Source organism: Arthrobacter sp. CJ23 (assembly GCF_024741795.1).
In the GTDB taxonomy this organism is placed as follows: domain Bacteria; phylum Actinomycetota; class Actinomycetes; order Actinomycetales; family Micrococcaceae; genus Arthrobacter.
Genome location: NZ_CP102950.1, coordinates 3617820 through 3639407, shown reverse-complemented (window position 1 = coordinate 3639407; position 21588 = coordinate 3617820). Strand labels below are relative to the sequence as shown.

The 21588-nt window shown below is 65.7% G+C and carries 19 protein-coding genes; 7 read left to right on the top strand and 12 right to left on the bottom strand.

Annotated features, from left to right (window positions below):
* Window positions 1-8 precede the first annotated feature (8 nt).
* The 6 genes from NVV90_RS16365 to NVV90_RS16340 form a co-directional block, all read right to left on the bottom strand.
* Complete coding sequence (locus tag NVV90_RS16365; protein WP_258438299.1) at window positions 9-1136, bottom strand: Gfo/Idh/MocA family protein; 1128 nt, start codon at window positions 1134-1136, stop codon at window positions 9-11.
* On the bottom strand, window positions 1133-1906 hold the full coding sequence (locus NVV90_RS16360) for a ThuA domain-containing protein (protein ID WP_258438298.1): 774 nt from the start codon (window positions 1904-1906) through the stop codon (window positions 1133-1135). Before NVV90_RS16360 ends, NVV90_RS16365 begins: the two co-directional genes overlap by 4 nt.
* Before the next feature lie 31 nt (window positions 1907-1937).
* On the bottom strand, window positions 1938-2798 hold the full coding sequence (locus NVV90_RS16355; protein WP_258438297.1) for a carbohydrate ABC transporter permease: 861 nt from the start codon (window positions 2796-2798) through the stop codon (window positions 1938-1940).
* A gap of 7 nt (window positions 2799-2805) precedes the next feature.
* A complete protein-coding gene (locus tag NVV90_RS16350) occupies window positions 2806-3789 on the bottom strand; it encodes a carbohydrate ABC transporter permease (RefSeq protein ID WP_258438296.1) in 984 nt (327 codons plus the stop codon).
* Between the two features lie 6 nt (window positions 3790-3795).
* A complete protein-coding gene (locus tag NVV90_RS16345; protein WP_258438295.1) occupies window positions 3796-5034 on the bottom strand; it encodes a sugar ABC transporter substrate-binding protein in 1239 nt (412 codons plus the stop codon).
* Between the two features lie 109 nt (window positions 5035-5143).
* Window positions 5144-6166 carry a LacI family DNA-binding transcriptional regulator gene (locus tag NVV90_RS16340; RefSeq protein WP_258438294.1) on the bottom strand — a complete coding sequence of 341 codons (1023 nt, stop codon included), beginning with the start codon at window positions 6164-6166 and terminating at the stop codon, window positions 5144-5146.
* A 226-nt stretch (window positions 6167-6392) separates the two neighbouring features.
* Between NVV90_RS16340 and NVV90_RS16335 the strand changes: the two genes are divergently transcribed.
* The 5 genes from NVV90_RS16335 (at window position 6393) to NVV90_RS16315 (ending at window position 12213) form a co-directional block, all read left to right on the top strand.
* Window positions 6393-7121, top strand: coding sequence for a tyrosine-protein phosphatase (locus NVV90_RS16335; RefSeq protein ID WP_258438293.1), 729 nt, complete (start codon window positions 6393-6395; stop codon window positions 7119-7121).
* Between the two features lie 174 nt (window positions 7122-7295).
* Window positions 7296-9395 carry a phenylacetic acid degradation bifunctional protein PaaZ gene (gene paaZ, locus NVV90_RS16330; RefSeq protein WP_258438292.1) on the top strand — a complete coding sequence of 700 codons (2100 nt, stop codon included), beginning with the start codon at window positions 7296-7298 and terminating at the stop codon, window positions 9393-9395.
* Window positions 9396-9649: 254 nt separating this feature from the next.
* The gene (locus NVV90_RS16325; protein WP_258437945.1) at window positions 9650-10918 is read left to right on the top strand and encodes an IS110 family transposase; all 1269 of its coding nucleotides are present in this window, start codon (window positions 9650-9652) and stop codon (window positions 10916-10918) included.
* 293 nt (window positions 10919-11211) lie between these two features.
* On the top strand, window positions 11212-11619 hold the full coding sequence (locus NVV90_RS16320) for a VOC family protein (RefSeq protein WP_258438291.1): 408 nt from the start codon (window positions 11212-11214) through the stop codon (window positions 11617-11619).
* 84 nt (window positions 11620-11703) lie between these two features.
* Window positions 11704-12213 (top strand): SRPBCC family protein, encoded by a 510-nt coding sequence (locus NVV90_RS16315; protein WP_258438290.1) that lies wholly within the window; start codon window positions 11704-11706, stop codon window positions 12211-12213.
* Window positions 12214-12634: 421 nt separating this feature from the next.
* Here the strand turns inward: NVV90_RS16315 and NVV90_RS16310 are convergent, their stop codons facing one another.
* The 4 genes from NVV90_RS16310 to NVV90_RS16295 form a co-directional block, all read right to left on the bottom strand.
* Window positions 12635-13135, bottom strand: coding sequence for a DinB family protein (locus tag NVV90_RS16310; protein WP_258438289.1), 501 nt, complete (start codon window positions 13133-13135; stop codon window positions 12635-12637).
* Window positions 13136-13212: 77 nt separating this feature from the next.
* A complete protein-coding gene (locus NVV90_RS16305; protein ID WP_258438288.1) occupies window positions 13213-13815 on the bottom strand; it encodes a TetR/AcrR family transcriptional regulator in 603 nt (200 codons plus the stop codon).
* Window positions 13816-13894: 79 nt separating this feature from the next.
* The gene (paaK, locus tag NVV90_RS16300) at window positions 13895-15232 is read right to left on the bottom strand and encodes a phenylacetate--CoA ligase PaaK (RefSeq protein ID WP_258438287.1); all 1338 of its coding nucleotides are present in this window, start codon (window positions 15230-15232) and stop codon (window positions 13895-13897) included.
* A gap of 8 nt (window positions 15233-15240) precedes the next feature.
* The gene (locus NVV90_RS16295) at window positions 15241-15702 is read right to left on the bottom strand and encodes a hotdog fold thioesterase (protein WP_258438286.1); all 462 of its coding nucleotides are present in this window, start codon (window positions 15700-15702) and stop codon (window positions 15241-15243) included.
* Between the two features lie 174 nt (window positions 15703-15876).
* Here NVV90_RS16295 and NVV90_RS16290 point away from each other — a divergent pair, with 174 nt between their 5' ends.
* The gene (locus NVV90_RS16290; protein WP_258438285.1) at window positions 15877-16443 is read left to right on the top strand and encodes a GNAT family N-acetyltransferase; all 567 of its coding nucleotides are present in this window, start codon (window positions 15877-15879) and stop codon (window positions 16441-16443) included.
* A 52-nt stretch (window positions 16444-16495) separates the two neighbouring features.
* Here the strand turns inward: NVV90_RS16290 and NVV90_RS16285 are convergent, their stop codons facing one another.
* Complete coding sequence (locus tag NVV90_RS16285; RefSeq protein ID WP_258438284.1) at window positions 16496-17725, bottom strand: S8 family serine peptidase; 1230 nt, start codon at window positions 17723-17725, stop codon at window positions 16496-16498.
* Between the two features lie 326 nt (window positions 17726-18051).
* Between NVV90_RS16285 and NVV90_RS16280 the strand changes: the two genes are divergently transcribed.
* A complete protein-coding gene (locus NVV90_RS16280; protein WP_258438283.1) occupies window positions 18052-19278 on the top strand; it encodes an ATP-binding protein in 1227 nt (408 codons plus the stop codon).
* A gap of 53 nt (window positions 19279-19331) precedes the next feature.
* Here NVV90_RS16280 and NVV90_RS16275 read toward each other — a convergent pair whose 3' ends face one another.
* Complete coding sequence (locus tag NVV90_RS16275; protein WP_258438282.1) at window positions 19332-21521, bottom strand: S9 family peptidase; 2190 nt, start codon at window positions 21519-21521, stop codon at window positions 19332-19334.
* Window positions 21522-21588 lie beyond the last annotated feature (67 nt).

The following is a 21588-nucleotide window of genomic DNA, read 5'->3' as shown; positions in this document are numbered from 1 at the left end:
TCTTCGTGTCACAGCCGGATGCTCTCGCTGGCCAGAGCATCGCGAACCGATGTCCAGGACGTGAGGACGTCCCGGACTGCCGGGTCGCGCTCGGCGAGGAGTGCCTGTTGGTAGGAGTCCTCAAGCAACGCATCCACGGACACCCGGGTGCCGGAAGAGGCGCTGTGGATGGCCGCTTCCACCATGGCCAGGCTCATGATGTTTTGGTGAACCCGGCCCATGGGAGTGCTTCCGGTGCGGACAGCGGAAACGAAGTCACGGAGAGACCCGGCGATCTCCTGACCCGGATCCTCCCCCGGTCCCGCAGTAGCGGCAAGGGACGAGACGGGCTCGTTGTCCCCGTCCCAGAGGACTGTGCCGTGTTCGCCGCTGATCCGCCAGGAAGCATTCCACGAGGTTTCCTGGCCCGGGCTGCACCAGCTGCCGGTGAACACGAAGCGCGCGCCGCCGGTCATCTCGAAGATGGCGGTGGAGCCGGCGTCCCCGCGGTACCAGCTCCACGAAGGGTTGTACTCCTCGCAGAACACGGAAACCGGATCGGCGTCGAGCAGGAAGCGTGCCATGTCGAACTGGTGGATGGCCATGTCCAGCAGCAAGGGGTGGTCCATGGCGTCCCGGAAACCGCCAAAGTGCGGTGCTTTGAAAAACTCGGCCGATACGATGCCAACCGGGCCCAAGGACGAGGACAACTGCTTGGCGTCAAACAGTTGCCGGTTGTAGCGGCGGGACTGGCTGACCATGAAGAGCTGGCCGTGCAGTTCCGCGGCGGCAGCCAAGGACAGGCCCTGCGCCACGGTGGACGCCACCGGCTTCTCACCCAGGACCGGGAGCCCGGCCGCCAACGCCTCGGTGGTGACGGGGTGGTGAGCGGCGGGGACGGTGACGTTGATGACCGCCTGGGCTCCGACGTCGGACGCCAACGCGGCTGTACCGGCACCTACCGGGAGGTCGGGACGACCCAGCGAGGCCGCAGCCTCGGCAGCGGCGTCCAGGTCCAGGTCGACGATGCCGGCGAGTTCCACCAACGGTGACGCTTCCACGGTCCGAAGCCAGGCCCGGCCCATGCCCCCGGCGCCGACCACGAGGACGCGCAGGGGAGTGCCGTCGTCGGGAATGGTGGCGAAGGGGGTGTTCACGCGTTGGCTCCCTGGTAGCTCTTGCCGTTGAAGAAGTCGTTGGTCTCGTAGCGGAGCAGTTCCGGGACGGCGCGCTCGGGGCGGTCGGTGACGGCCCATTCCACGGCGTTGGCGATCACGCGCCGGATGTCCTTGTGGTGGTAGACCGGGTAGTCCTGGTCGCCGGGGCTGAAGAAGAAGATCTTGCCGTGGCCGCGGCGGAACGTGCAGCCGGAGCGGAAGACTTCGCCGCCGCTGAAGGAGCTGATGAACACGAGTTCCTCGGGCGTGGGGATGTCGAAGAATTCGCCGTACATTTCCTGCTGGGGGATCACGATGGGGTGCGGGACGCCCTTGGCGATCGGGTGGGTGGGGTCGACCGTCCAGACGAGTTCGCGGTCCTGTTCGGAGCGCCAGCGCAGGGTGCAGGTGGCGCCCATGAGCTTGGTGAAGATCTTGGACCAGTGCCCGGAGTGCAGCACGATCAGTCCCATGCCCGCCAGGACATGGCGGTGGACCCGCTCCACAATCGCGTCGTCCACGTCGGCGTGGGACATGTGTCCCCACCAGGTGAGGACATCCGTATTGGCGAGGACTTCCTCGGTGAGGCCGTGTTCCGGTTCGTCCAGGGTTGCGGTACGGACCTCGACGGCGGAGCCCAGGTTCTCCTCGATGCCCGCCTTGACGGCTCCGTGCATCCCTTCGGGGTAGAGGCGGGCGACCAGTTCGTCGCGCTTTTCGTGGCGGTTTTCGCTCCAGACGGTGACGCGGATGGGCTTGCTGTCAGTCATGGTTTTCTCCTTGTAGGTTGTCGAAAGCGGTCTACTTGACCGCGCCGCCGGTGGTACCTGCGGCGATGTATTTCTGGGCTGCGACCAGCAGGACGATGGCCGGAATGGAGGCGAGTACCGCGGTCGCCATCACTGAACTCCAGTCATTCACGTAGGCTCCGATGTACTGGAAGATGCCCAGGGTCACGGGTCGCACGGCCTCGGTGGTGGTCAGGGTCAAAGCGAACAGGAAGTCGCTCCAGGCGAACAGGAACGTGAACAGCCCTGCGGTGATCAGGGAATTCCGGCTCAACGGAATCACGATCGACCAGAACGCCCGGACGTGTCCTGCCCCATCCACGCGGGCGGCCTCGATCACCGAGGACGGCATGCCGTTCATGAAGGCGCGGATGATCAGGATGGCGAACGGGATGCCGTGTGCCGAATCCGCAAGGATCAGGCCGGGGATGGAGTTGAGCAGGCCGAGATCGTTGTATGCGGTGTACAGGGCGTTGGCCACCACGATGCCCGGGATCATCTGGCTGATGAGGATGGCAAAGAGAACCACCCCCGCACCGCGGACCTTGAAATAGGCCAAGGCGTACGCCGCCGGGGCCGCAATGGCCAGGCTCAACACCACGCTTCCCAGCGAGATGATCAGGCTCGTGCCGAGGTTCCCGCCCTGTTCGCTGATCGCCGTGGCGTAGCCCGTGAAGTCGGGCTTCAGCGGGATCCAGGACGTCTCCAAGGTGGTGCCGTTGGGCTGCAGGGAAGCGTTGACCATCCAGTAGACCGGGAAGAGCATGATGGCCAGGAAGAAGATGGCCAGTGCCGTGTAGCCCCAGTTCCTGCGATTTGTCACGGCCGTTGATGTGTTGCGGCGGCGAGTGGGGGCTGTCAGTTGTGTTGCCATGCGTTCCTCACTCATCCACTGCGCGTCGGCTGGCCCGCAGGTACAGGACCGCGAAGACCAGGGAAATGATCACCAGCACGTTGCCCAGCGCCGCGCCCTCGCCGAACTTGAACTCGTGGAAGGACAGGTCATAGGACTGGGTGGCGATGGTCTGGGTTGAATTGGCGGGGCCGCCGTTGGTCAGGCCCAGGATGATGTCCAGCACCTTGAGCGTGTACACGACGCCGAGCACCAGGACCACGCTCACCACGGGTCGGAGCATGGGCCACGTGATGTGGCGGAACGCCTTCCAGCCTGTGGCGCCATCGAGTGACCCGGCCTCGTAGAGCTCATCCGGAATCTCCTGCAGGCCGCCGTAGAGGATGGTCAGGTTGAACGGGATGCCGATCCAGATGTTCACGCCCACCACCGCGATCAGCGCCAGCGAGGTGCTGGTCAGCCACGGAATGCCCGTGTGGATGAGGCCCAGGTCACCCAGGAAGCGGTTGAGTGCGCCGCTGTCCTTGTCCAGGATCCACCGCCACACGGCACTCGAAACGATGAGCGGCAGGAGCCACGGGAGCAGGAGCAGCGAGCGGAGGATCCCGTTGAGCGGGAACTTGCGCTGGAAGAAAATGGCCAGCGCCAGCCCGATCACGAACTGGCCCAGGATGGACCCCGCGGTGAACAGGACCGTGTTGAGCAAGGACGTTGAAAACAACGACGACGACAGTACAGTCACGTAGTTGGCGAACCCCACCCAGGGGGCTTCTCCGGTGAAGAACGTGGCGGTCGTGTAGTCCTGGAAACTCATGACGACGTTCTTCACCACGGGGTAGCCGAAGAACAGAGCCATGTAGACCACGGCAGGGACCAAGAACAGCCACTGGAAGATGCGCTCGCGGCGTTGGCGGGTCCGTCGCCGGGGTGCTTGCGTTGCGCCGGTGCCCGCCCGGGACTTGTTAGTCCCGGGCCGGGTGGTGGAGCGCGACAAATCGGTTGTCAGTGACATGGCAGGCTACTTGCTGGCCTGTGCTTGCTTCAGGGCGTCAGCCGGCGAAGCTTTGCCAGTCAGTGCTGTCTGGATGGCCGTGTAGATCTTGGTGGCTTGCGCCGGCCATCCCTCGCCGAGCTGTCCGGTACGTGCCCGGGCGGTCTTGATGAGCTCGGTGAACGTTGCAAGCTTGGGGTTCTCCGAGGCGAACGTCCCCGCCAGTGTTGTCTTGGAAGGAATCGTGTTGCGGACCTTGGCCATGGCGAGCTGGTTTTCATCGCTGTTCAGGCAAGCAACCACTTCAGCTGCTTTGGCCTGGCGTGCCTTGTTGCCCGTTTGCGGCACGGTCCACACTTCGCCGCCCAGCGGGGCCACGGAGGTCTGGCCGGCTTCCTGGACCGGGATCTTCACCACGCCGTACTGGAGCGTCGGCTGCTTGTCGAGGGACGGGATCTGCCACGGACCGTTGACCATCATGGCGGCCTTGCCTGCCATGAACTGGTCCTTCACATCTGCCTGGGTCCAGTTGAGGGCCGATGACGAGACCGATCCGTCCTTGACCAAGTCCGTCCAGAGCTGAAGGGCTTGCTCAGTTTCCTTGGTGTCGATCTTCTTCTCGTCACCACCGTTGGACCACATCACGGGGAGGAACTGCCACGTACCTTCGTAGGTGGGGTTGGCGTTGAAGGCAAGGCCATACTGGTCGCCGGCGGTCAGCTTGGCGGCGGCTGCCTTCAGCTCATCCCAGGTGGTGGGCGGCGTGACGCCGGCCTTGGCAAGGATGTCCTTGTTGTAGAAGAGCGCGATCGTGTTGACCGTGGGTGCCAAGCCGTACACCTTGTCCTTGTAGGTGCCGGCGCTCAGGACACCTGGAGCGAAGCCGTCCGTGCTGATCTTGAAGTCGGCCAGCGGAGCCAGCGCACCTGTGGCGGCGATCTGCTGCAGGTCCGGGTTATCCAGCATCAGCACGTCCGGCAGCGTCTTGGACGAGGACTGCTGGAGCACCTTGGAGATGAGCGATTTGCCCGGCACGGTTTCGCGCTTGATGGTGACGCCGGCCTTGGTGCCGCACTTTGTGAGCGCATCGCCGATGAACGACTTGTCCGGTTCGTTGTTGTAGTAGTCCATCACGGAGATCTCGGTGACGGCCTCGGATGAGGACGCTGCGGGGGAGGACCCGCAGCCGGATACGAACAGCGGCAGGCCGACGAGCGCGGCAACGGCCAGGGCGAGCGGACGGGTAGTCCTGAGTGCTGACTTCATTGTCTGTTCCTTTGTTATGGGAATCGAAGAGACAATCGATGCGTATCGACGATGCGTATCGATAAATTCGGAAACGGATTTTCAGGCGGGGTGGAACGTTGGGAAAGGATTAAGCGCCGTGGGGTGGACGGAGCGTGCTGGCACGGTGCGTGATGACCGTGGGTACCAGTTCCAGGGATTCGTGTGGTCCCGGGGTACCGGCTTCGAGGAGGTCGCAAATGATCTTCACTGCCCGCATGGATACTTCCTTCGGCCGCAAATCGATCGTGGACAGTGGAACGGGCTGGAGCTCGGCAAGCATCGGCGAGGCACTGCCGATGATTGAGACATCCTTGCCGGCGGTCAGGCCGCGGGTGGCCAGGGCTCGTCTCAGGATGTCTTGGATGGTGCGGTCCGGTGCGATGAAGGCCGGTACGCCATGGGTGGCGGCCAGGGCCTTGTCTACGGAGTCTGCGATGACGGCAACGTCCGCGCCGCCGGGCAGGTGCAGTACGGCCACTCCCAGCGATTCGGCGGCGGCATCGGCTCCGCGCGTGAATCGGTCAACGAAGTTCACATGTCGGTTCACCACGGCTGGCTGCCATTCGATGATCGAAATGACGTCGTGACCGGCTGCGGCCAGGTCGCGAACGCATTGTTCACCTGCCATTTCGAAGTCCGCGTCGATGCAGACCAGGCCGGATGGATCTCGGGGTATGCCGATCAGCAGCACCGGGACGTTGAGTGTCCGGGCAACAGGGAGCCGTTCATCCTCGTCTTCCACTTGCATGAGGATCAAACCATCACAGATCTGTTGACCAACCACGCGACGGAGCCCTGCGGCGCCCTCGTCGTCGGTCACCAGCAGGATGTCGTGATCGAACTGCCTTGCCGTTGATGCGATCACGGAGACGAATTCCATCAAGGATGCCATTTCCAGTTCCGGAATGAACGGAATGACCAAGCCGATCACATGCGTCCTGCGCCCCGCCAGGGCCCGGGCGCCTGCGTTCGGTTGGTAAGTGAGTTGCTCGATGGCAGCCTCAACCTTTTTCCGCGTTTTCTCGGAAATGGGCCGCTTGCCGCTCAGGACGTAGGAAACCGTGCTTTGGGCAACTCCGGCGGCCTGGGCCACGTCCTTGCTAGTGGGCATGTCCCTGCCTCCTGCCGTTACGGGGTGTTCGCGGTCTCCTGGCAATTATGCCCTGAGTGTTGATAGTGCGGTGATCGTCGATACGTATCGTCGATGCGTATCGAGAAAAATTATGACATGAGTCACTTGGGAGCGCAAGACCCCTCGCACCCCTCTCGCGCCCTGCCGACCGGCTTCTGGCGAAGCCCACTCCGGCATCCCTCCTGCATGTGCTTAGCTGGCTCCTATGGATGGCAAGACTGCTCGACTGCTGCACGGGGGAGTCCACTGGGACGGCGCAGTGAACGCCTGGCGGATCGCCGGCGGCGTGTACCGGATGGGCCGCCGGGAATGGCTCACCGAGGCCGGGTGGCGGCAGATGTACGACGACGGCGTCCGCGCCGTGATCGATCTGCGGAGCTTTGCGGAGGGGCAGCGCCGTGCGACGGACCCCGAGGTGGGCGAACAGGCAATGGCCGGCATCGACGTCGTGCACTGCCCCACGGAAGACCCTGCCAACGGGGAGTTCACGGCGCTCGTGGGCCCCTACCTCAAGGATCCCGCGCACTATGCCGACTACGTGCGGCTGTTCCCGGAGAAGTTGGCGGCCGTGTTCGCGGCGATCGCGGACGCCCGGGGCAAGGTGGTGGTGCACTGTTCGGCGGGGCGGGACCGCAGCGGGATCATCGCGGTGATGCTGCAGGACCTGGCGGGCGCCACGGACGAGGACGTGGTGTGCGGCTATGAGCTCGGTGCCCGCGGCATCAATGACCGCCACCGTGACCACCCAGCCCCGCATGCCCACGATCCCTATCTGGACGAAGCCGCGCTGGAGGCCCTGCTGGAGTCGCGCCGCGCCATCGTCCTGGCGTTCCGGCACTCCCTGGATACCGCCGCGTTCCTGCGGGCCAACGGCCTGTCCGCCGGTCAGCTGGCGGCGCTCCGGGCGAAGCTGGGCGGCGGCACCGCGCATTGAGGGGCGGCAGCGCCTTGCCGGGACCGGGCGAAGGGCGGCGAAATTTCTGCTGTGCACCGGGGCGTCTTCATGTACCCTGTATATATTACCGAACGGCCGGTCAGTAATGCCCTCCTGATGCCGCGCCGGTCAGCCACGCCTTGATCGCCACCGTCTTGGAAGGACCCGTCGACGATGACCAGTACCGCAGTCGCTCCGGAAACCACAGCCGTTGCCACCGTCCCCAGCTACATCCAGGATGCCTGGTGGACCCCCGCCGCCGAATCGGCCGGTGTCCCGGTCCGCGACGCCAGCACCGGCGAGCTGCTCGCCACGGTCAGCACGGACGGCCTGGACCTGGCCGCCGTCGTGAACCACGGGCGCACCACCGGGCAGGCCGAACTCGGCAAGCTGACCTTCCACCAGCGCGCCCTCAAGCTCAAGGAACTCGCGCAGTACCTCAACGGCCGCCGCGAGGAGCTCTACGCCTCCTCCGCCAAGACGGGCGCCACCAAGATCGACTCCATGATCGACATCGACGGCGGCATCGGCGTCCTCTTCACCTTCGGCTCCAAGGGCCGCCGCGAACTGCCGAACTCGCAGGTGGTGGTGGACGGCCCCATGGAGGTCCTGTCCAAGGACGGCTCCTTCGTGGGCGAGCACATCTACACGTGCATCCCGGGCGTCGCCGTGCAGATCAACGCCTTCAACTTCCCGGTCTGGGGCATGCTGGAGAAATTCGCCCCCGCCTTCCTGGCCGGCGTCCCCACCATCGTCAAGCCGGCCACCCCCACGGGCTATGTGGCCGCGGCCGCCGTCAAGGCCATGGTGGAATCCAACATCCTGCCCGCCGGCTCGCTGCAGCTGATCTCCGGTTCCGCGCGGACCCTGTTGGACGAACTCGACTACCGCGACCTCATGGCCTTCACCGGCTCGGCCTCCACCGCCAACTCGCTCAAGTCGCACCGCAACGTCATCGAGGGCGGGGTCCGCTTCACCTCGGAAACCGACTCCCTCAACGCCGCCATCCTCGGCCCGGACGCCGTTCCCGGCACCCCGGAGTTCGACGCCTTCGTCAAGGCCGTCGTCACCGAGATGACCGTCAAGGCCGGCCAGAAGTGCACCTCCATCCGCCGCATCATCGTGCCGCAGGAACTCACCGCCGAGGTCTCCGCCGCCATCGGAGCCCGCATCAACGAACGCGTGGTGCTCGGGGACCCGCGCGCCGAGGGCGTCACCATGGGTGCCCTCGCCTCGCTCGAGCAGCTGGCCGATGTCCGTGCCGCTGTCCAGACCATGCTCGACGCCGGCGGCGAGCTCGCGTACGGAACGCTCGATTCGCCGTCGGTCACATCCGTCGGCGGCACCGTTGGCGTGGTGGAGGACGGCGCCTTCATGTCCCCCGTGCTGCTCAGCTGGGCCGACGCCGAAGCCGAGGAAGTCCACTCGCTCGAGGCCTTCGGCCCCGTGTCGTCCGTCATCGGCTACACGGGCCTGGCCGACGCCATCCGCCTCGCGGCCCGCGGCGCCGGCTCCCTGGTGGCCTCCGTGTGCACCAACGATCCCTCCGTGGCCCGCGAACTGGTGACCGGCATCGCCGCGCACCACGGCCGCGTCCACATGCTCAACCGCGAGGACGCCCGCAGCTCCACCGGCCACGGTTCACCGGTTCCGCACCTGGTCCACGGCGGCCCCGGCCGCGCCGGCGGCGGCGAAGAGCTGGGCGGCATCCGCTCGGTCATGCACCACATGCAGCGCACCGCCATCCAGGGCTCGCCGAACATGCTCACGGCCGTGACCGGCGTCTGGCACACCGGCGCCGACCGCAACTTCACGGTGGAAACCGAGGGGGAGCACCCGTTCCGCAAGTCCCTGGCGACCCTGCACATCGGCGACGCCGTCCGCTCGGAGCTGCGCCAGGTCACCCTGGAGGACATCACCGCGTTCGCCAACTCCACCGGCGACACCTTCTACGCCCACACCAACCAGGAAGCCGCGGCGGCCAACCCGTTCTTCCCCGGCATCGTGGCCCACGGCTACCTGCTCCTGAGCTGGGCTGCCGGACTGTTCGTGGAGCCGGCCCCGGGCCCCGTCCTGGCCAACTACGGCCTGGAGAGCCTGCGCTTCATCACCCCCGTGGCGGCCGGCGACTCCATCCGGGTCACGCTCACCGCCAAGAAGATCACGCCGCGTGAGACCGACGAATACGGCGAGGTGGCCTGGGACGCCGTGCTGACGAACCAGAACGACGAAATCGTGGCCAGCTACGACGTGCTCACCCTCGTGGAAAAGTAACCCAACTAGTAGCCTTTGTGTCCCTTGCGGGACGCCCGTTCCGGGCTGAAAATGTGCTTGTGGCCGCCTGCCAACGCCGTGCTTCTATGGTTCGTTGAGGCCGCTAAGTAGCCGGGCGTTGGGGGTCACGTTGTGGGCCCTTCATTGTTCCTTTCATCGAGAACGAGGACTAGATTCCCGTTGTCCCTGGTGATCCCCACGGGCGGCCACTTCGATATTCAGAAGGGCCGCGCCGTGAGGAGATGAGCAGGATCATGCTGGCTGAAACCCAGGATGAGGAACAGATCATTGCCAGGGTCGCCGGGATCGACATTGGCAAGGCCGAACTCGTGTGTTGCGTGCGGGTCCCCGCGGAGGGGAACCGAAAGAAACGGTTGCAGGAGGTGTCCACGCATTCGACCATGACCCGTTCGTTGGCGGACCTGGCCAACCATCTCGTGGACCTGCGCATCGAGCGGGTGGTGATGGAGGCGACCAGCGACTACTGGAAGCCGGTGTTCTACCTCCTCGAGGCGCACGGGCTCGAACCGTGGCTGGTCAACGCCCGCGACGTGAAGCATCTGCCGGGACGTCCCAAAACCGATGTGCTGGATGCGGTGTGGCTGTGCAAGGTCGCCGAACGGCAGATGCTCCGGCCCAGCTTCGTCCCGCCCGCCCCGATCCGCAGGCTCCGGGACCTGACCCGGTACCGGATTGACCTGGTCGGGACCCGGACCGCGGAGAAGAACCGGGTCGAGAAACTCCTCGAGGACGCCTGCATCAAACTCTCCTCGGTGGCCTCGGACACCTTCGGGGTGTCCGGCCGGGAAATGATGGCAGCGCTCATCGCCGGAGAACGCAACCCGGGCGTGCTCGCGCAGCTGGCACGCTCCAGCATGCGCAGGAAGATCAGCGAACTGGAGGAGGCGTTCACCGGCCGCTTCGATGACCACCACGGCTTCCTGCTCGCCCGGATGCTGGCAAGGATTGACGGCATCGACACCGATATCGCCGCGCTCGATGAACAGATCGAGGTCCAGCTGGCCCCTTTCGCCGCGGCGGCCAAACGCCTGGATGAGATCCCGGGCATCGGCCCCATCGCCGCCGCCGTAGTTCTGGCCGAAATCGGGGTCGACATGTCCCGGTTCCCGACCGCGGGGCACCTGTGTTCCTGGGCAAAGTTCTCCCCGGGCATCAACTCCTCCGCAGGCAAGACCAAAGGAAACGGCTCGACCGGGCACGGCAACCGCTATCTCGCCCGGGCCCTTGGCGAGGCCGCCTTCGGAGCCGGCAAGACCAATACCTTCCTGGGCGAACGCTACCGAAGGCTCGTCCGGCGGCGGGGCAAGAAACGCGCCATTGTCGCCATCGGACGTTCCATCCTCGTCATCGTCTGGCACCTCCTGCAGGGCCCGGACACACGGTTCCAGGATCTCGGCGCCGACCACTTCACCCGCCACACCAACCCCGAAACCAGGAAGCACAGCCACATCCGGCAACTCGAGGCCCTCGGCTACACCGTCACCCTGACCCCTGCCGCCTGACTCCAACATTCCCCGTCCACCGAGGGCTGCCTTTCGCCCCCGGATGCCCAAACACGCGCGCCAACGAACGCACATCACCTCATTTTCGGACTAGCAGCAGGTGTCGTTTTCAACCGTCAAAACGACACCTGCTGCTACCTACTTGGGGGTTTTAGCGGGCGCTCGATTCCCGAAGAGTGTGAGCCCGGGATCTGATGGTGTCGAGGAACAGGGAGGCGTAGCGGGGACCGTCCCTACGGCAGGATCTTTCGGACCGTGCCCGGCGTAAAATTTCGTAGGTAGGAGGTGGCCACATGAACCTAGCCCTCAACCACGCCACTACTGTCCTGCCCGTCGATGACATGAGCCGCGCCCGCATGTTCTATGCGGAAAAACTCGGCTTACCCCACCGCGGCATGACTTGGGATGGAAATGATTTGTTCGGCAACGACGGCGGTCCCATGCTGCAGTTGTTGCCCATCACGGACGGTAAGCACTCCGGTCACACCGCCCTGAGTTTTGAAGTCGAGGACATCGAACGGCTAGTCGCGGAGATGGAAGCCAAGGGCATCACCTTCCAGGACTACGACGAGCCTGACCTCAAGACCGAGAACCACATCTGCACCACGGACGCCGAAAAGTGCGCCTGGTTCATGGACACGGAGAACAACGTCCTCTGCATCCACGAAACGCTGGGCATGCAGGCCGAGTACCAGCTGTAAAGGAATCGAGCCGACCGCCGAGGCCGCACCCGGGCGCATGTTCCGGTAGTGCCGGCCGCGGCGGCCATCATGAGGGGGGCAAGCATGGGCAATCCCGTTCATCTGGGAGTCGCGCGGCACAGCCATCAGGGTGCGGAACAAAACTTCCGCACGATCCTCGGGATCGATCTGGGCATCCTGTTTCCCGGGTTTGGTCCGCTGCCGTCGGTCCGCGGCAAGGAGGATGAACGCGGCACGTGGGACCACCCCGGCGCCAGCAGGCGGCCCAGGCTGTCGGATGGCTCATCTGCCTTGGAGACGCTCACCCTCGTTGAGCCGCCGCGCAGCATCGTCTACGACATCACCGAAATCACCGGGCTGCTCGGTTGGCTGGCGGCGCAGGTCCGGACGGAATGGCTGATGGTCCCCGACGGCGACTCACTAGGCGCCGAACTTTCGGGAACAACCGTCCGCTGGGGCTATGCGGTGCATCCGCGAAAATACCGCCGGCTCCTGGTCCGCGTCGGGCTCGGTCCGCTGTGGAAAATGTACATGCGCCGCTCCCTTGAAGCCGTGCTCAACGAGGTGGACCGCCAAGCGTCAGCCGGCCACTAGCCTGGAGTTTCAGGCCGCGGCGTGCAGGCCGGCGGTCTTCTGTTGGGAAGAAAGTTTGGTTTCACCGTTCTAGCTGTTCAGGCTCAAAGGAGATGCAGCGGTGGTTGAACGTCAGACGCTGAAGGTTCCCGATCTTGTTGGGCAGCCTGTGCATATTGCACAAGAGATGGCGGCGAACCTTGGGTTTGGTCTCGCAGCCGGGGACCCTGACGGGCCCGGTCCGGTGTTAGCGGCCATGTCATTCTGCCCGCTGGCGGCCATCTCGGATGCCCTTAGGTGGCCAGGAAATCTAGCCGCCCGCAGGCGCCCGAAGTTGTCGAATTGGCCCCTCCGGCCGCCGCGGAAATTGTCTGATGCCGGCTGAGGAACGCCACCGATACTTAATCTTGGGACTGTGGGGACGAACTCCTGAATTTCCAGCCTAGTCGCCGATGGATCCGTCCAGCAGCTCGCGCAGAATATCCAAATGGCCGCAGTGCCTGCCGGTTTCCTCGATCATGTGCACCAGGACCCACCTCACGCTCTGTCCGCCGTCGCCGCCGCGGCAGCGCTCCTCCATCTCATACCGCCGCAGCACTTCGCGCGACTGGCGGCAGGCGGCCTCATAGTCCTCGATAATCTCCGACAGGCTGTCCTCTTCGCTCACACGGAACGCGCCGCCGGGATCCTCAGCGGACCACCGGGTGGGCACACCTTGCTGCCCGTCGATGCGGTCCTGGAACCAGAACCGCTCAATGTCGGTCAGGTGCTGCACCAGCCCCGACACCGTTGTCAGCGAGGGCACGAGCCGCCTGACGCCGTCGGCGTCGCTGAGTCCACCGGCCTTCATCACCACGGTGGCCCGGAAGTAGTCCAGGAAGCCGGTCAGCGTCTCCCGCTCTCCGGCTGTCTCCGGTGGTTCTGTCCGAGTGTCATTTTCCATCCGTCCAACCTAGCCACGGGCGTCGTGCTGCAGCGCAGGCGCGCCGAACTTGACGAAACGGGACCTAGCCTGGAGTTTCAGGCCGCGGCGTGCAGGCCGTCGAACGCCATGGTGATGACGTCGTCGGCGAGCTTCTCGGGGGAGAGGGAGCCGCCTGGCTTGTACCACTCGACAATTGAGTTGATGGTGCCGAACAGCAGCCGGGTGACGGTGCGCGGATCGATGTCCTGGCGCAGCGAGCCGTCGTCGCGGGCCGCCGAAATCAGGGCCGCCACCTTGTGGTCGAAGGCGCGCCGCCGTTCAAGGGCGTCGCGCTCGATCTCGGTGTTGCCGCGCAGCCGCAGCAGCAGGGTCACGAACGGGAGCCTCTCCACCAGCACGGCGATGGTCTGCCGCAGCACGAACTCCAGGCGCGCATCGGCCGGCCCGGACATGGCCGCGGGTTCCTCCAGGATGCCTTCCAGGCCGCCCAGGGCGTGGTCCAGTGCGAGCTTCAGCAGCTCGCCCTTGGACGGGACGTGGTGGTAGATGGCCGACTTGGAGATCCCGAGGTTCTCGGCCAGGATGCCCATGGACGTGGCGTCGTAGCCGTGGCGGTTGAAGACGTCGACGGCGATCCGCAGCACCGACTGCTGGTCGTAGCCGGGGCGGCCCCGCTTGGTGGTTGTCTCAGTAGGCATGCTGGCATTTTCTCACGATCTCTTGGCGGGCAGCCGTTCAGCGACGCCGCATGTCAAGGACAGGCGGCGTCCTCAACGCTCAGCCCTTGGGGCGCAGGTCGTAGATGCGGCGCAGCTTGCCGTTGGACCGCTCGAGCGAGCCCGGCTCCACCACGTCCACCACGCAGGAGGACCCCACGTGGATCTTGATCTGCTCGCGCAGGGCGAGGGCCGCCGTCGAGCTTGCCTCGCCCGAAACGTTCTCGCGGCGTTCGATCTTCACCGTGAGGGAATCCATGCGCTTGCCCTCGGGGCGGGTGATTTCGAGCTGGAAGTGCGGGCTCAGCTCCGGGATGCGCAGGGCGATTTCCTCGATCTGCGAGGGGAAGATGTTCACACCGCGCAGGATGATCATGTCGTCGCTGCGGCCCGTGATGCGGCCGATGCGGCGGTGCGCCGGGCGGGCGGTGCCGGGCAGCAGGCGCGTGAGGTCCTTGGTGCGGTACCGGATGATCGGCAGCGCTTCCTTGGTCAGCGAAGTGAAGACCAGCTCGCCCGGTTCGCCGTCGGCCAGCACCGTGGAGTGGTCGAACGGATCGATGATCTCGGGGCGGAAGTGGTCCTCCCAGATGTGGCAGCCGTCCTGCGTTTCCACCGCTTCGCCGGCCACGCCGGGGCCCATGACCTCGGACAGGCCGTAGATGTCGGAGGCCTTGATGTTCATGGTGGTCTCGAGTTCGTGGCGCATTTCCTCGGTCCACGGCTCGGCGCCCAGCACGGCGTACTTGAGCGAGGTGGAGGCCGGGTCGATGCCCATGTGCGCCATGGCGTCGGTGATGGTCAGCAGGTAGCTGGGCGTGGCCAGGATGGCGTCCGGCTCGAAGTCCTGGATGAGCTGGATCTGGCGCTCGGTCTGGCCGCCGGACATCGGGATCACGGTGCAGCCAAGCGCCTCGGCGCCTGCGTGGGCGCCCAGGCCGCCGGTGAACAGGCCGTAGCCGTAGGCGTTGTGGACCTTCATGCCGGGGCGGACGCCCGAGGCGCGCAGGCATCGGGCCACCAGGGTGGCCCAGTTGGCGAGGTCGTTCTTGGTGTAGCCCACCACGGTGGGCCGTCCGGTGGTGCCGGAGCTGGCGTGGATGCGGGCCACCTCGTTCTGCGGCACCGCGAACATGCCGAAGGGGTACTCCAGGCGGAGGTCTTCCTTGGTGGTGTAGGGGAACTTGCCGAGATCGCTCAGTTCGCGGAGGTCCGAGGGGTGGACGCCGGCGTCGTCGAACTTGCGCTTGTAGAGCGGCACGCGGTCGTAGGCGTAGGCCACGGTGTGCTGGAGGCGGCTGAGCTGCAGCGCCTCGAGCTCGTCGCGGGACATGGTTTCTTCGCGGTCCAGCACGGGGGCGTCCTGGGCGGACACTGCGGCGGCGGTGTTCTGGGTCATGGGGATTCCTACTTCTTGGAGATGGTGCGGCTGCGGCCGCGGAACTCGGCGATGAGTTCGCCTGGCGCCGCCGGATCGGTGGTGGCGCCGGCGTCCGCGGCGTAGATCTGGATGTCGTAGAGCCCGCTGCGGCCGGTGTGGGCGCGGCGGTTCGCGACGGCGGTGATCACCTGGCCCTTGTAGGCGGGCTTGAGGAAGTTGATGTCGACGCCGGACGCGACAGTGATCTTGTGCGCTTCAGCCGGTGTGGGGTTGGCCGGGTTGCAGGCGAGGGCGAAGGCGGAGTCGGCGAAGGCGAAGATCATTCCGCCGTGTGCCATGCCGAAGCCGTTGAGCATCTCCTGCCGGAGGGACATGCGGATGGTGGCGTGGCCGTGGTCCAGCTTGAGGACCTCGATGCCCATCCATTCGGAGGCGTAGTCGTTCGCCAGGATGTGGTGCGTTGCACCGGAGAGGGTTGCTTCAACCATGCGTCATTGCCTCCAGCTTTATTTACCGAATGTTCATTAGGTAATCCCAGATCGCTTGAACTGTCAAGAGCGGGAGTTCTGGCGAGATCCATCGGTTGCTCCGTAACTGCCGTTGTGGGGCCCGAAAAGGGCAGGTACGGAGCAATGGATGGACTAGGGAGTAGCCTCGATCCCATGCCCGATATTGAACTCCCCATCACCACCGAACGGCTGGTCCTGCGGCGCTTCGAGGCCGGCGACCTCGAGGCCTTCCACGCCTACCAGTCGCTGCCCGAGACGGCCCGGTTCCTGCTGCGCCCCGAGCTGACCCTGACGCAGTCCATGGCGGCCCTGGGCCGCTACGCGAATTCCGAGTTCACCAAGGAAGGCGACTGGCTGTGCCTGGCCATCGAACGCCGCGAGCAGCCGGGGATGGTGGGCGAGCTGGTGCTGAAGTGGCTGCCGGGAGCCGGGCAGGCCGAACTGGGCTGGATCCTGGCCCCCGAGGGCCGCGGGCAAGGCATCGCCACCGAGGCCGCGGAGGCCGTGATGCGCCTGGCCTTCGAGGAACTGGGCTTCCACCGGATCGACGCGAAGCTGGACCTCCTCAACACGGCCTCGGCAGCCATCTGCCGGCGCCTGGGCATGCGGCTGGAGGCCACGCTGGTGGACAACTGGCACTACAAGGGCCAGTGGGCCTCCGAGGCCATCTACGCCATCCTCGACTCGGAATGGCGCGCCCGGCAGTCCCCGACGGCGTAGCCCGTCGCCGGGGGCGCCGCCCAGTAGTCCGTCGCCGGGGGCGCCGCCGGTATCAGTTCGCCGCGGTGGGCGCCTGGACCAGGCCGGCGCCGACGTCCACGGGATCCGTCCCCGCCTTGAGCGGCTTGAATGTCCCGGAGCCGATCAGTTTGGACTGCAGCAGGGTGGGGCTCAGGGGGCCCTGCGCCAGGAGCCGTTCGGCCCAGAGCGCGGTCACGCCGGCCACGTGCGGAGTCGCCATGCTGGTGCCGCTGATGGTCTTGGTGCCGCCGTTGAGCCACGCGCTGGTGACGGCGACGCCGGGGCCGGCAACGGTGGCCATGGTGTTGGAGAATGGCGCCACGGTGTGGCCGTTGGCGCCTTCCGCGAGGGCTGCAACGGACGTGATGCCGTAGGCCGCGGCGGGCGGGGCCACGTTGATCTCGTAGGCCGGATTGCTGGCGCGCTCGCTTTCGTTGCCGGCTGCCGCCACCACCATGGTGGTCTGGGCCACCGAGGCGCGGGCGTTGAGCAGGTTGGCCAGCTGCTCAAACAGCCGGATGTTGGCCCGGTAGCCGTCCAGGGCGATGGACGTGGCGGCAGGGATGGGCAGTCCGTGGACCTTGACCAGCTCGTCCACCAGTCCGGGGAAGTCCATGCCCAGGGACATGGAGATGACGTTGGCCCCGTTGTCCGCCGCCCACAGCATGGCCGTGGCGAGGGTGTCGCTGCGGCCGCCGTCGGGTCCGCCCAGGACCTTGCCGATGAGTGCCTTCTGGACGCCGCGGGCCACGCCGATGCGCTGGCCTGCCAGGTCGCGGCCGAAGATGGTGCCCGCGCAGTGCGTGCCGTGGCCGTTGTCGTCCTCGGCGCTTCCTGCGCCCGTGAAGTCCTTGGTGACCAGGTTGACGCCGGCGAACGCCGGATGGTCGGCGTCGATTCCTGTGTCCAGGACGGACACTGTGACACCGGCTCCGGTGAAGGGGGAGGTGTCCGCGCCCACGGCCTTGACGCCCCAGGTGACGGCCGCGGCTGCGGCCGGCTCGGGGGCCGCGAGCGGTTCGATGAGTTTGATGGGCATGAGCGGCGCGTAGCCGAGGACGGTGGGGTCCCGGTGCAGGGCGTCGATCGCGGCACTGTTGGGGTTTTCCGCCGTCTCTGCCCTGAGGGCAACGGCCCGTTCCGCTTGGGCGCCGTTGGGATCGCCGAGGCCCCTGGCGCCCAGGCCGTCAAAAGGGTCACGGGTGGCCCGCAGGGCAGGCGCACGGAGGATGAGGATATTCTGCTTGACTGTTGCGGGCATGGGGTGCTCCTAGGCCGCCTGCACCGCCGGGCCGGCCGTCAGCCGGAGTGGCGGTATGGGGATGTGCAGGCGCCGGGCCTGCACGCCCGGCGCGGAACGGGGCACTACCCAGATGCGGAACGGGCCCCAGACGCGGAACTGCATGGCGCACGGCCGCGAATCCTGTTGGGATGGGCCGGCGCCGGGTTATTCAAATGAATGCACTAAAAGGCTAGTGACGGCCCAAATGGCTGTCAATGGGATCGCATCTGAGGGTTGGGAATTATGGAGTTTAGGTAGTTTTATCTACCATAGATAAAGCTACCTAAACTAGCTAAGATGTCTCCATGGACGCAGCATCGAACCCTTACACCCCGAATGCGGGGGCAGCCCCTGAGGTCATCGTCGGACGTGATGAGCAGCTTGATTCTTTTCGTGTGCTGCTTCAGCGACTGGCAAGACGGCGGACAGAGCAATCGATGATCATCACGGGGCTGCGGGGAGTCGGTAAGACGGTCTTGCTGGGAGAATTTCGCGACATAGCGCAGGACCAAGAATGGATTGTCGTTGAGCTTGAGGCAAGCAAGAACGACGACCAACAGTTCCGCCGAACCCTCGTTTCGCAGCTGAAATCTGCATTGCTGCGGCTATCTCCGCGGGCGCGGTGGACTGAGGCAATGAAGCGAGCGGCTTCAGTGCTCACGTCCTTCAACATGTCAGTTGATCCCGCGGGCAGCGTGCAGCTTGGGTGGGACATTGAGGCAGCGGCGGGGTTTGCGGATCATGCGGATCTCGGACTGGACCTTACGGATGTTCTGGTTTCGCTGGGGGAGGCGGCCCAGAGTAAGGAAGTGGGCATCGTGCTGCTCATCGACGAGATTCAGTTCCTCCAGGTACGGCAATTGGAGGCCCTGATCCAAGCTGTGCACAAACTCGTCCAGCGGAAGCTCCCCGTAACCATGATTGGGGCTGGCCTGCCGCAAATCGCGGAGCTGGTCGGCGATGCCAAGTCGTACGCAGAGCGACTATTCAAGTTTCCTCGCATCGGCAATCTTGAGGGAGATGACGCAGGACGTGCATTGGCGGAGCCAGCCAAAGCCGAGGGCGTCGAATTCCGTCCCGATGCCCTCCAGATGGCCGTTCGGATCACAGGGGGTTATCCCTATTTCATTCAGGAACTCGGATACGCTGTGTGGCCCATTGCCTCAAATAACACCATCACCCTGGAAGATGTGCAGGATGCCCGCGACGTCTATGAAAGCAAGCTCGATGGTTCTTTCTTTCGAGTTCGCCTCGATCGGACCACACCCTTGCAGAGCGCCTACCTTCGAGCTATGGCGGGGCTGGGACCGGAACCACAGAAGGCTGCCGACGTCGCGCAAGCGATGGGAAGGAACTCTACGCAGTTGGGGCCAACCCGCGCGGAACTCATCGGCATGGGGTTGCTTTACACGCCCGACCACGGCTACGCGGCCTTCACGGTACCTCACTTCGATAAATTCATGTTGCGCGCCATGCCTGAGCTGATCGTCCCCGAGCTTAGGGCCCGTCGGGGACAAAGCCAGTCCACGTAGACGCCGCTGCTGGGCCCCCGAACCCCTCGACGTAGTAGCGCCCCCCCGGTGGCCTACTTCAGGCCCGCACCCGGCAGCAGCTCCACCGCACCCAGGGCATCGGCCACGAAGGCGTAGTCCCAGGCGCGTTCCCGCCACTGCACGTACCGGCCGGAGGCTCCGCCGTGGCCGCCGTCCATCTCGATCTTCATCACGATCGGTTCCGGACCGGTGGTCACGGACCGCAGTTCCTGCACCCACTTGGCGGGTTCCACGTAGAGCACGCGGGTGTCGTTGAACGAGGTCACGGCCGCAATCCGCGGGTAGTCCACGGCCCGGATGTTCTCGTACGGCGTGTAGGCCTTCATGTACTTGTAGACCTCCGGATCCGTGATGGGGTTGCCCCATTCCTCCCACTCGAGGGCGGACAGCGGCAGCTCGGGATCCAGGATGGTGTTCAGCGCATCCACGAACGGCACCTGCGCCACCACGGCGGCATACTTCTCCGGGGCCAGGTTGGCGATGGCACCCATGAGGAGCCCGCCGGCGGATCCACCCATGGCAGCGATCCGGCCCGGCGCCGCCCAGCCGGACTGCGCCAGCCAGTCGGTGGCGGCCACGAAGTCCGTGAAGGTGTTCATCTTGCTGAGCTTCTTGCCGTCCTCGTACCACTTCCGGCCGAGTTCGCCGCCGCCGCGGATGTGCGCGATCACCATGACGATGCCCCGGTCCAGCAGGGACAGCCGGGCCACGCCAAAGCCCGGGTCCATGCTCACTTCGTAGGAGCCGTAGCCGTACACCAGGCCGGCGGCGGTGGAGTCCTGCGGCACCGAGGCATGGCGCAGCACGGACAGGGGCACGCGCGTGCCGTCGGCGGCGACGGCCCACTCGCGGGTGGCCACATAGTCGGCGGCGGAGTAGCCGCCCAGGACGGGGCTTTCCTTGCGGAGCAGCAGCTCGCCGGCAGGCTGTTCCGCGGTCGGCAGGACGAAATCGTACACGCGCGACGGCGTGAAGTAGGAGGTGTACCCCATGCGGATCACGGGCGCCTCGTAGTCCGAGCCCGAGACCCCTGCCGTGTAGAGCTCCTCGTCGAAGGCCGGCTCCACGGCGGCGCCCTGCTCGGGCGTCCCCAGCCCGGCGAGCGGCAGCACCTGGACGCGCTCGATGGTGTCCTCGCGGACGGAGAGCAGCAGGTGCGTTGAGGTGACGCCCGCGCCGTTGACGCGGACCGCGTCGGAATGCTCGACGACGGTGCGCCAGTGCTGCTCGGCAAGCGGCTTGGCCAGCTCGGCCGGGTCCACCAGGCTCACCATCGAGTTGACGGCGTCCTTGTTGTGCGTGATGAGCAGGGTCTCGCGGCCATCGAGGAGGAACGGCTCTGCCTCGTAGAGCACGTGCTCGTCGCGGGAGATCACGGTGCTCAGGCCGCCGCGGTAGTCATCAAAGCGCAGCAGGCGCGTTTCGCTGAACTCGGAGCAGCCGATGCCCACCACGAGGTGGCGGCGGTCCGCGGAGAGCTCGAAGCCCAGCCACATGGCGACGTCATCCTCCTGGTAAAGCACCTCATCCTCGGTGACGGGCGTGCCCAGGACGTGCGACTTCACCTGGTACGGGCGCCAGGAATCGTCCACCACGGTGTAGAAGATGCGGGTGCCGTCCGGGGAGAACGCGACGCCGTAGAAGATGTCCTCGATGACGTCCGGCAGCAGCCCGCCCGTGCGCAGGTCCTTGATCCGCATGGTGAAGCGTTCCTCGCCGGAGTTGTCCACCGCGTAGGCATACAGGTTTCCGTCGATGGTCACCGCGGCGCCGCCCACGGAGAAGAAGGGCTGGCCCTCGGCCTCCACGTTGCCGTCCAGCAGGACTTCCTCACCGGGGATCGCGACGCCGGCCTCCACCACCGGGGGAGTCCAGTCGGCCACGGGATCGCCGGAATCGACGGCCCGGACCCGGCACTGGATGCTGTACTCCTTGCCTTCCACCGAGCGCGAGTAGTACCACCAGCCGTCCTTGCGGTTGGGCACGGACAGGTCCGTTTCCTGCGTGCGTCCCTTGATCTCCTGGAACATGGCCTCGCGCAGGGGTTCCTGGTGCGCCGTGACGGCTTCCTGGTAGGCGTTCTCGGCCTTCAGGTGCTCCACGACTTCCGCGGACTCCTTCTCCCGAAGCCACTCGTAGTTGTCCACAAAGACATCGCCGTGGTGTTCACGGGAGGTGGGGACGCGCTTGGCGACGGGCGGCTGTGCGGGGGACTGGCTCATGGGGCAAGTCTAGGGACCGCCGCTGGCAGGCAGCCAACGATTTCGCTCACAGCGCGGTGGGCGCCCG

Coding starts and splice junctions, on each gene's coding strand:
- NVV90_RS16360 (WP_258438298.1), bottom strand. CDS start 1,906: ATGACTGACAGCAAGCCCATCCGCGTCACCGTCTGGAGCGAAAACCGC.
- NVV90_RS16355 (WP_258438297.1), bottom strand. CDS start 2,798: ATGGCAACACAACTGACAGCCCCCACTCGCCGCCGCAACACATCAACG.
- NVV90_RS16350 (WP_258438296.1), bottom strand. CDS start 3,789: ATGTCACTGACAACCGATTTGTCGCGCTCCACCACCCGGCCCGGGACT.
- NVV90_RS16345 (WP_258438295.1), bottom strand. CDS start 5,034: ATGAAGTCAGCACTCAGGACTACCCGTCCGCTCGCCCTGGCCGTTGCC.
- NVV90_RS16340 (WP_258438294.1), bottom strand. CDS start 6,166: ATGCCCACTAGCAAGGACGTGGCCCAGGCCGCCGGAGTTGCCCAAAGC.
- NVV90_RS16335 (WP_258438293.1), top strand. CDS start 6,393: ATGGATGGCAAGACTGCTCGACTGCTGCACGGGGGAGTCCACTGGGAC.
- paaZ (WP_258438292.1), top strand. CDS start 7,296: ATGACCAGTACCGCAGTCGCTCCGGAAACCACAGCCGTTGCCACCGTC.
- NVV90_RS16325 (WP_258437945.1), top strand. CDS start 9,650: ATGCTGGCTGAAACCCAGGATGAGGAACAGATCATTGCCAGGGTCGCC.
- NVV90_RS16320 (WP_258438291.1), top strand. CDS start 11,212: ATGAACCTAGCCCTCAACCACGCCACTACTGTCCTGCCCGTCGATGAC.
- NVV90_RS16315 (WP_258438290.1), top strand. CDS start 11,704: ATGGGCAATCCCGTTCATCTGGGAGTCGCGCGGCACAGCCATCAGGGT.
- NVV90_RS16310 (WP_258438289.1), bottom strand. CDS start 13,135: ATGGAAAATGACACTCGGACAGAACCACCGGAGACAGCCGGAGAGCGG.
- NVV90_RS16305 (WP_258438288.1), bottom strand. CDS start 13,815: ATGCCTACTGAGACAACCACCAAGCGGGGCCGCCCCGGCTACGACCAG.
- paaK (WP_258438287.1), bottom strand. CDS start 15,232: ATGACCCAGAACACCGCCGCCGCAGTGTCCGCCCAGGACGCCCCCGTG.
- NVV90_RS16295 (WP_258438286.1), bottom strand. CDS start 15,702: ATGGTTGAAGCAACCCTCTCCGGTGCAACGCACCACATCCTGGCGAAC.
- NVV90_RS16290 (WP_258438285.1), top strand. CDS start 15,877: ATGCCCGATATTGAACTCCCCATCACCACCGAACGGCTGGTCCTGCGG.
- NVV90_RS16285 (WP_258438284.1), bottom strand. CDS start 17,725: ATGCCCGCAACAGTCAAGCAGAATATCCTCATCCTCCGTGCGCCTGCC.
- NVV90_RS16280 (WP_258438283.1), top strand. CDS start 18,052: ATGGACGCAGCATCGAACCCTTACACCCCGAATGCGGGGGCAGCCCCT.
- NVV90_RS16275 (WP_258438282.1), bottom strand. CDS start 21,521: ATGAGCCAGTCCCCCGCACAGCCGCCCGTCGCCAAGCGCGTCCCCACC.